Source organism: Bacillus sp. 17RED48, from assembly GCF_019837545.1.
In the GTDB taxonomy this organism is placed as follows: Bacteria; Bacillota; Bacilli; order Bacillales; family Bacillaceae_G; genus Bacillus_A; species Bacillus_A wiedmannii.
Genome location: NZ_JADAXG010000002.1, coordinates 1,163,518 through 1,171,531, shown reverse-complemented (window position 1 = coordinate 1,171,531; position 8,014 = coordinate 1,163,518). Strand labels below are relative to the sequence as shown.

Below are 8,014 nucleotides of genomic sequence, written 5' to 3'. Positions count from 1 at the left end.
ATGTTGGCTCGGTAGCTCAGTCGGTAGAGCAGAGGACTGAAAATCCTCGTGTCGGCGGTTCGATTCCGTCCCGAGCCACCATTTTTTTATGCCGACTTAGCTCAATTGGTAGAGCAACTGACTTGTAATCAGTAGGTTGGGGGTTCAAGTCCTCTAGTCGGCATCCTTTAGGGGCATAGTTTAAAGGTAGAACTGAGGTCTCCAAAACCTCCAGTGTGGGTTCGATTCCTACTGCCCCTGTAAAGTATATGGGCCTATAGCTCAGCTGGTTAGAGCGCACGCCTGATAAGCGTGAGGTCGATGGTTCGAGTCCATTTAGGCCCACCATATATATTATTCCGCAGTAGCTCAGTGGTAGAGCTATCGGCTGTTAACCGATCGGTCGTAGGTTCGAGTCCTACCTGCGGAGCCATGGCCCGTTGGTCAAGTGGTTAAGACACCGCCCTTTCACGGCGGTAACACGGGTTCGAATCCCGTACGGGTCATAAAAAAAGAGTCAGCAATATGCTGACTCTTTTTTATTTTGTGGAATTCTCCTTTATCAACTGATTTTCCTGAAATAAATAAAGGGATTTAGGAAAAGCTATGGTATGTATAAAAAGGAGGAGATACAAATGACACGAGTGAGAGACTTTATGAGTACTCATGTTGTACATTGTACACCGCTAGACAACGTATATGAGGCTGCTGTAAAGATGAAAGAAGAATCGATTGGATTGATTCCAGTTGTTGAAAATGAGCAAGTTGTTGGGCTTGTTACGGACCGAGATTTAGTTGTTCGTGGGATTGCTGAGAAACATCCTGGATCTAATAAAATTACAAATGTAATGACAACAAATATTGTTTCAGTTTCTCCAGATGATTCTATTGAAAAAGCTACAGAGTTAATGGCACAGTATCAAATTAGACGATTACCAGTAGTTGAGAGTGGTCAACTCGTTGGGATGTTAGCACTAGGTGATTTAGCTATAAGAGAATCGGCAGATGATCAAGCGGGATTTGCTTTAAGTGAAATTTCGGAGCATACGGAATGAAGAGAGACGTTCCTTAGTGGGATAAGTTACGTATAAAAATCAGATGCATTATTCTAGTATATATGGATTAAACTAATATGTTAGCATGATGTATCTGAGACATTATATAATATAAGTATACAGTTAGTAATTTCGACAGTTATTTAAAATTTGTCATTCCTAATTTTAAATAAGAGAAAAAATGATATACTGATAGATATAAGTATTATGAAAGATTTCGAATATAACAATATTTATTGTTAACGATGTAATAATGGATTAATATTTCCTATGTAGACAAAAGGGAAGGGGAATTATATGAGGGCTGTACAGCGCGATCCAAATTGGAATTTGGTTACAGATACATATATAGAACCAAATAATTTCGCTGAATTATTTTCTTTGCTTGTACCTTGTCATCCAAAAGGTGAAGGGAAAGAACGAACTATATTAGTGTGGAAAGAAAAAGAATTTTATAAAGAAGAAAATTTAGCGGCATTTATCGTATATGGAATGGATAAAGTAAAGAATTTACCGCAGTTTCATAAAGATGAAATTCCAACTCTAGTACGTATTCTTCGCTTATGCCAAGAGATTGGTTGGTATGAAGAAGCAAATACTTTTATGATAACTCAAGGACTAGCTGAGTTTGTTCACACTTCATTGGAATATGAAACGTGGGATCTGTTGACGCAAGCGGTTGCTTTAAACTATTTAATTATTAAATATCGTATTGGTGAATTGACTGATGGGGATGTAGAAATTTGGGATAGGGTTAAATTTAATGAGAAATGTATAACGGATTGTAAACATTTATTATCTCATAAAGAAGTATTGGAATTTACATTCTTTTATATGTGTAAGAGAGCTAAATTACTATCAAAAGAGCAATTAAATAGTGATATGATGAGTCTAGCGATGTATTGTAATACGTTTGTGTATGACTTATACACACATGACTTATTACGAAAATATCGTAAGTGTACAGATTTCCTATCATATTATGGACCTAGTCAAGCGGTGTTAGCTTGTCAAAGAGCTGTACTTTCTCAAATTTCAGATCGATTAGACCCACTCAAGACTACTCATGTAGATGATTATTTATATGTAATGAAAGAAATGATGGAGCATATGACGATAGGAATAATGGATCGATATGATCATTTTATCGGGAAGTTATTATCATATGTGCCATTTTTCGAAATGATTCAAGTTCCACAACATGCATATTATTGTGAAGAATTGCTGTATATTTGTAAAGGCATTGAATATAAAGAAGAAATATTACGCAATTATATATTTATACAATTACATGATTGTTTACCATCATTCTTTAAACTATTTCTTAAAAATAAACGTTATGCAACAATTCATGATATTCTGTTCTATTGGTGTGATGATGAACAAAGAATGAGCTTAGAGAAAAAATATAACCTTAGCTTTATTTATGAAAAATATGCTTGTGGATAAAGAGCATTTTCTATATAAAAAATTTATATAAATTAAAAAGGATCTCAAGTTTATGTGAGATCCTTTTTTTATTAGTAAAGCAAGGAGAACGTAATTAAGACGAGAAATAACATTCCATAAAGGATAAATTGTGCTGTATTGCTTCCTTGTATACCAAAAAAAGTATTTATTTTGGTGTATACATTCAATATATATTTTAGCGGATTATCTTTGAAAGATTGATACACAGTGTCTCCTCTTTCTAAGCTTCTTGTTCGTGTTTTTTGGTATTAGGAACATGAATGTATCTAGCTATGAATAATAAAACAGCCATAAAGAATACAGGAAATACGGTAGATAAATAAAAACCATTACTAATAATATTTGTTATTAGGGCACTTAATAGAAAGATGGCATTATATATATGGGCAATTTTTTGTTTTAGTTGTACTTGAAAGGATTCCATCATAATTTCTAAAGCAACAAAAGCAATGATAATAGATAAAAATACAGTGTTTGTATTGTAAATGATTAAACAACAGATTAAACCTAAAAAGGCTAAGTATTCAATTAAGAGAGGTATATTGCGTTGCATACAATTTACCTAACTAAATATGGCAGTGGGTTTACTGCATTTGTTTTTTCAAAATTCCATTCTCCATTGTGTAACTCAAAATGAAGATGTTGCCCGTATGAATGACCTGTGTTGCCCATATGACCTACTAATTGTCCAGCTTGTACTTGATCACCAGCTTGTACAGTGCGATCTTTCATGTGTGCATAGACTGTTGTATATAATTTCCCGTTTATTTGATGGGCGATGAACACAACATTGCCATAGCTAGCTGAATAATATGATTTCACAACTTTACCTGCAGCTGCCGCCTGGATAGAGACATTACCTTGAGCTGCAATATCTATACCATAATGCATTTGTTCCCAACGTATATCAAAGGTTGAGCTAATTCTTCCTTGAGTAGGGAATTTGAAAACTGCTGGAATGGAAGTAGGTTGAGCCGTTTGAGCTTGTGATTGTGATTGATTTTGCATCACATAATGTTTTGCTACGTATCCGTATCCTGTGCCAAAACGAATTTTATACCAAGTTCCTACAGTTTCCACTACTTGTATTTGTGTACCATTTTGTAATGAACCAAGTAGTGCACTACTTGTACTAGCGTTGCCACGTACATTAAGTTTAGGTGTTGCAACTGTGTATTTCGTATTATTTTGAACTGTGATGCCTTTTACTAAAGGCTGTGAACCATTAGATACGAATGCTTTTTGTACGTAACCTGTTTTGCCATTATGTAAAATTTTATACCACTCGCCTTGTTCTTCTTGAATGGTAACGAATTTCCCATTTGGTAATACATCTAAAATTGAAGATTCTAAATTAGGTTCAGAACGAACGTTTAATGCATTGGCATTAACGATGTATTGATTAGTAGATTGAAGTTTGTTTTTTAGTAGAATAGCGTCTTTTTGTACGTAACCTACTTTATTATTAACAGATACTTTATACCAGCCATTAGTTGTTTCAAGTATGTTTACTTTCGTATTAAAGCGAATTGTATCAATTGAAGAGCTATTTGCGTTATTTTTTGTATGTAAGGCTACTTGATCGACTTTGACATATCCAGTTTTCACATTAGATAATTGTTCAGCGTTGGCTGTTTGTACATTTGTTTCTCCCATAGAAGGAAGTAAAGAGGCAATTGCGACAGTAGTTGCTGTTAAAGCAGTAGCTTTCATATTCATATAATAGAGACCTCCTCTAGTTGTATAGTTGTAATTTTATTATAGTATAAAGATATAATATAGTGGGTGTATTCACATAAATGTAATATGAAATCAATATAAAAATAAATTTTTTGAGGATAATGATTCCTTTTTATTCAATTAATTAGGATAATAATTTCTAAGATAGAATATAAGTATTATATAGTTTTGTTATTTTGTTGACAATTGAGAAAATTAAAACAGTTGATGATGTCTTATTACGATGTTATACTGACAGTGATAATTTCATAGTTTGCTAGGAGAGCTGGTGTTGCCAGCTGAGAGTAGGCCGTAAGCCTTTGATCCTTTTCATTACCTGATCTAGATTATGCTAGCGTAGGGAAGCAATTCGGACACTAATAATAAGTCCCCGTTTCTTTGCGTATAGAAACGGGGCTTTTTTGTTTGAAAATTTCATATTGAAACCACTAGGGGTGCTTGTTGTGCTGAGAGAGGAATAATCCTTAACCCTTACAGACCTGATCTAGGTAATACTAGCGAAGGGAAGTGGAGCAACGAATAAATTATAATTTTATTTGCTGTAACCACTTCTTATTTAGAAGTGGTTTTTTATTTAAATACACATACCGGAAGGGGATAGGGAAATGAAATTTTGCGATAGATTATTAGAAACTGTACAACCAGTTTGGGAGATGAGTCATAATCATCCGTTTGTAGTAGGTATGGGGGATGGCACGTTAGAAAAAGATAAGTTTCAGTATTACATTATTCAAGATTATTTATATTTGTTAGATTATGCAAAGCTATATGCGATTGGTGTTGTAAAAGCAACGAATCCACAAGTAATGGGGAAATTTGCTGAACAAATTGATGGCATATTAAATGGAGAAATGACAATCCATAAACAATATGCAAAAAGACTGGGAATTTCTATAGAGGAGATAGAGTCTGCAAAGCCATCTGCTAAAAATTTAGCTTATACAAATTACATGATGTCTGTATCTCAAAATGGCACACTTGCGGAATTAATAGCAGCACTTCTTCCATGTATGTGGAGCTACTGGGAAATTGGAAAGCGTTTAAATGATATTCCTGGAGCAAGAGATCATGAGTTCTTTGGTGAGTGGATTCAAGGATATAGTTCTGAAGAATACGGTAACCTTTGTATTTGGTTAATCGATTTATTAAATGAAATGGCAGTTAGAAAGTCTGAAAAAGAGCTAGATCGATTAGAGGAGATTTTCCTATATTCCAGTCGATTTGAATATTTATTCTGGGATATGTCCTATCGTAAGGAGATGTGGGGATTTGAGGAGCAAGAACATACTACAGTTTCATAATGTTTCTTTTCATTATGATGAGAAACCAATCATCAATGAATTAAATGCTTCTATACAAGATAAAGAGTTTGTAAGTATTATCGGACCGAGTGGATGCGGGAAAAGTACTCTATTTCGCCTTATTACAGGTTTAGAAGAAGTAAGTACTGGGCAGATAGAGCTGACAGAAACGAAGAGCCATCCTGTAGGGTATATGCCCCAAAAAGATATGCTCCTGCCGTGGCGAACGATTATTGAGAATGCTGCTCTGCCACTAGAGTGTCAAGGTGTACAGAAGAAAGAAGCACAAATAAAGGCCAAGGAACTGCTACATAAATTTGGCTTACAAGGGTATGAGACAAAATATCCGAAAGATTTATCTGGTGGTATGAGACAACGCGTATCTTTTATTCGAACTTTATTAACAGGCGGGGAAATATTGTTGTTAGATGAACCGTTTAGCGCGTTGGACGCTTTAACGAAGGCATCTTTGCAAGAATGGCTGTTTGAACAATGGAAAGAGTGGGAAAAAACAATTTTATTTATCACTCATGATGTGGAAGAAGCGTTGTTTCTTTCTAATCGAATTTTAGTAGTAGAGCAGCAACCGATAACTACTTTAACCGAGAGGATTGTACCGCTTGATCGTAATCGAACAAGAAAAGATTTATATAAGCCTGAAGTGTTAGCGCTTAAAGATGAGCTTCTTAGTATGTTACAAAGGCAGGTACTCGTATGATGAACCGGTTGAAGGAGCTATTACCTGCCCTTACACTTTCTAGTATTTTACTTGCCTTTTGGGAAGTAGGCGCAAGAATCGTAGATGAAATGTACATTTTACCGTCACCGTCTGCAATTGTGATGAAGATATGGAAACTAAAAGATATATTATTTACGGTTCATTTGCCGGCAACCTTATCGGTCGTTTTAATAGGGGTGGCTATTTCTATCGTACTTGGGGTAGGGCTAGCGATGTTAATGAATGCGAGTAATTGGATGGAGAGAGCATTTTATCCATTATTAGTTGCCTCACAAACGATTCCTATTACAGCGCTTGCGCCGCTTTTCGTTTTATGGTTTGGATATACGATCTGGAGTAAGGTTGTTGTTACTGTTTTAATTACGTTTTTCCCAATTGCGGTCAATACGTATGATGGACTACACAGTACGAAAAAAGAATGGGAGGAGCTCTTAGTTACCTATGGGGCAACGAAAAAAGATGTTTTTCTTAAATTAAAGTTACCATCTGCTCTTCCTTATTTTTTCTCAGCTTTAAAAATTGCAGTTCCGCTTAGTGTAATTGGGGCAGCAATCGGTGAGTGGCTCGGTGCACAAGCTGGGCTTGGATATTTCAGTAAAAGAATGATGACACAGTTAGACGGAGCCGGTGTATTTGCACCCATTGTATTGTTATCATTATTAGCTATTTTCTTCGTCATACTTATCTCAGTATTAGAAAAGAAATTTATTAGTTGGAGGAAGTATTCATGAAATTTTTAAAACGCATCTTTGTGTTGACATTATTAGTTGCAATGATTACTGGATGTTCTAGTAACTCAGCGTCAGATAAGGGTAAAAAGGAAAAAGAAATAACGGTCATGCTTGATTGGTACCCAAATGCGGTACATAGCTTTATTTATGCAGCAATTGAAAAAGGCTATTTTAAAGAAGAAGGAGTAAAGGTGAATATAAAATTCCCTTCTAATCCGACTGATCCATTAACTTTAGCAGCTGCAGGAAAAGTAACGGTTGGTTTATATTATCAGCCAGATGTTGTCATGGCAAAAGCAAATGAACAAATTCCAGTGAAATCAATTGGAGCTGTCGTACGTTCACCATTAAATCATGTTGTATCGCTGAAATCAGCAGGCATTCAATCGCCAAAAGATTTAGAGGGGAAAACAGTTGGATATTCTGGAACACCTTTAAGTGAGATGTATTTAAAAACGATGGTAAAAGAAGCTGGTGGTAATCCAGATACAGTGAAAGTAGTCGATGTTGGCTTTGATCTAGTACCGGCATTAATTACGAAGAAAGTGGATGCGGTAACAGGGGCATACATTAACCATGAAGTACCTGTTATGCGTCATGAAGGTCATGAACCGGCGTACTTTAATCCAGCTGATTACGGTGTACCGAATTATCATGAGCTTGTATTTGTAACAGGTGATAAAACGTTGAAAAAAGATAAAGAAGCGTTACAAGCCTTCTTACGTGGTACGAAAAAAGGCTATGATTTCATGAAGAAAAATCCAGATGAAGCATTAAATATTTTATTAAATCATCAAGAAAAAGAAAACTTCCCACTTGTACCAGAAGTTGAAAAAGAAAGTATGAAAATTTTATTAGAGAAAATGGAAACGAAAGATGAGCCATTCTTATCAGATTCAAAAGAATCATGGGAAAAACAAAATAAATGGCTGAAAGATAAAGGAATGACGAAAGAAATCGTTCCGGCCGATGAGTTATTCGAAAACATTTTAAAGTAGG

At 35.3% G+C, this 8,014-nt stretch carries 8 protein-coding genes, 6 tRNA genes and 2 riboswitches; of the genes, 12 read left to right on the top strand and 2 right to left on the bottom strand.

The features are described 5' to 3' along the window. Window positions 1-5: 5 nt before the first annotated feature. The 8 genes from ILT06_RS12900 to ILT06_RS12865 all read left to right on the top strand — a co-directional run bounded on the left by ILT06_RS12900 (window position 6) and on the right by ILT06_RS12865 (window position 2,483). Window positions 6-81 (top strand) — tRNA-Phe (locus ILT06_RS12900). 9 nt (window positions 82-90) lie between these two features. Further along, a tRNA-Thr gene (locus tag ILT06_RS12895) sits at window positions 91-163 on the top strand. Between the two features lie 6 nt (window positions 164-169). Continuing rightward, a tRNA-Trp gene (locus ILT06_RS12890) sits at window positions 170-240 on the top strand. Window positions 241-250: 10 nt separating this feature from the next. Then, window positions 251-327 (top strand) — tRNA-Ile (locus ILT06_RS12885). Between the two features lie 10 nt (window positions 328-337). Continuing rightward, a tRNA-Asn gene (locus tag ILT06_RS12880) sits at window positions 338-412 on the top strand. A 1-nt stretch (window position 413) separates the two neighbouring features. Next, a tRNA-Glu gene (locus ILT06_RS12875) sits at window positions 414-485 on the top strand. A gap of 129 nt (window positions 486-614) precedes the next feature. Then, a complete protein-coding gene (locus ILT06_RS12870; RefSeq protein ID WP_000199001.1) occupies window positions 615-1,034 on the top strand; it encodes a CBS domain-containing protein in 420 nt (139 codons plus the stop codon). Between the two features lie 297 nt (window positions 1,035-1,331). Further along, window positions 1,332-2,483 carry a DUF3965 domain-containing protein gene (locus ILT06_RS12865; RefSeq protein ID WP_046956752.1) on the top strand — a complete coding sequence of 384 codons (1,152 nt, stop codon included), beginning with the start codon at window positions 1,332-1,334 and terminating at the stop codon, window positions 2,481-2,483. Window positions 2,484-2,724: 241 nt separating this feature from the next. Here ILT06_RS12865 and ILT06_RS12860 read toward each other — a convergent pair whose 3' ends face one another. Both ILT06_RS12860 and ILT06_RS12855 read right to left on the bottom strand, forming a co-directional pair. Continuing rightward, window positions 2,725-3,057, bottom strand: coding sequence for a hypothetical protein (locus tag ILT06_RS12860; RefSeq protein ID WP_088047986.1), 333 nt, complete (start codon window positions 3,055-3,057; stop codon window positions 2,725-2,727). A 5-nt stretch (window positions 3,058-3,062) separates the two neighbouring features. Continuing rightward, a complete protein-coding gene (locus tag ILT06_RS12855) occupies window positions 3,063-4,223 on the bottom strand; it encodes an SH3 domain-containing protein (protein WP_088047985.1) in 1,161 nt (386 codons plus the stop codon). Window positions 4,224-4,492: 269 nt separating this feature from the next. Then, window positions 4,493-4,604, top strand: a riboswitch (TPP riboswitch). A 60-nt stretch (window positions 4,605-4,664) separates the two neighbouring features. Beyond that, window positions 4,665-4,767, top strand: a riboswitch (TPP riboswitch). Between the two features lie 82 nt (window positions 4,768-4,849). On the opposite strand from ILT06_RS12855, the gene tenA reads away from it, so the two are divergent. Genes tenA through ILT06_RS12835 form a run of 4 tightly spaced genes read left to right on the top strand, consistent with a single transcriptional unit; the run spans window position 4,850 to window position 8,013 of the window. Beyond that, window positions 4,850-5,545, top strand: a complete 696-nt coding sequence (gene tenA / locus ILT06_RS12850; RefSeq protein ID WP_088047984.1) for a thiaminase II — start codon at window positions 4,850-4,852, stop codon at window positions 5,543-5,545. Then, window positions 5,514-6,263: an ABC transporter ATP-binding protein gene (locus ILT06_RS12845; protein ID WP_088047983.1), complete on the top strand. Its 750-nt coding sequence runs from the start codon at window positions 5,514-5,516 to the stop codon at window positions 6,261-6,263. The genes tenA and ILT06_RS12845 overlap by 32 nt, the downstream gene beginning before the upstream one ends. After that, window positions 6,263-7,015 carry an ABC transporter permease gene (locus ILT06_RS12840; RefSeq protein WP_222655174.1) on the top strand — a complete coding sequence of 251 codons (753 nt, stop codon included), beginning with the start codon at window positions 6,263-6,265 and terminating at the stop codon, window positions 7,013-7,015. Before ILT06_RS12845 ends, ILT06_RS12840 begins: the two co-directional genes overlap by 1 nt. Beyond that, window positions 7,012-8,013, top strand: a complete 1,002-nt coding sequence (locus ILT06_RS12835) for an ABC transporter substrate-binding protein (RefSeq protein WP_088047982.1) — start codon at window positions 7,012-7,014, stop codon at window positions 8,011-8,013. Before ILT06_RS12840 ends, ILT06_RS12835 begins: the two co-directional genes overlap by 4 nt. Window position 8,014: the final 1 nt, after the last annotated feature.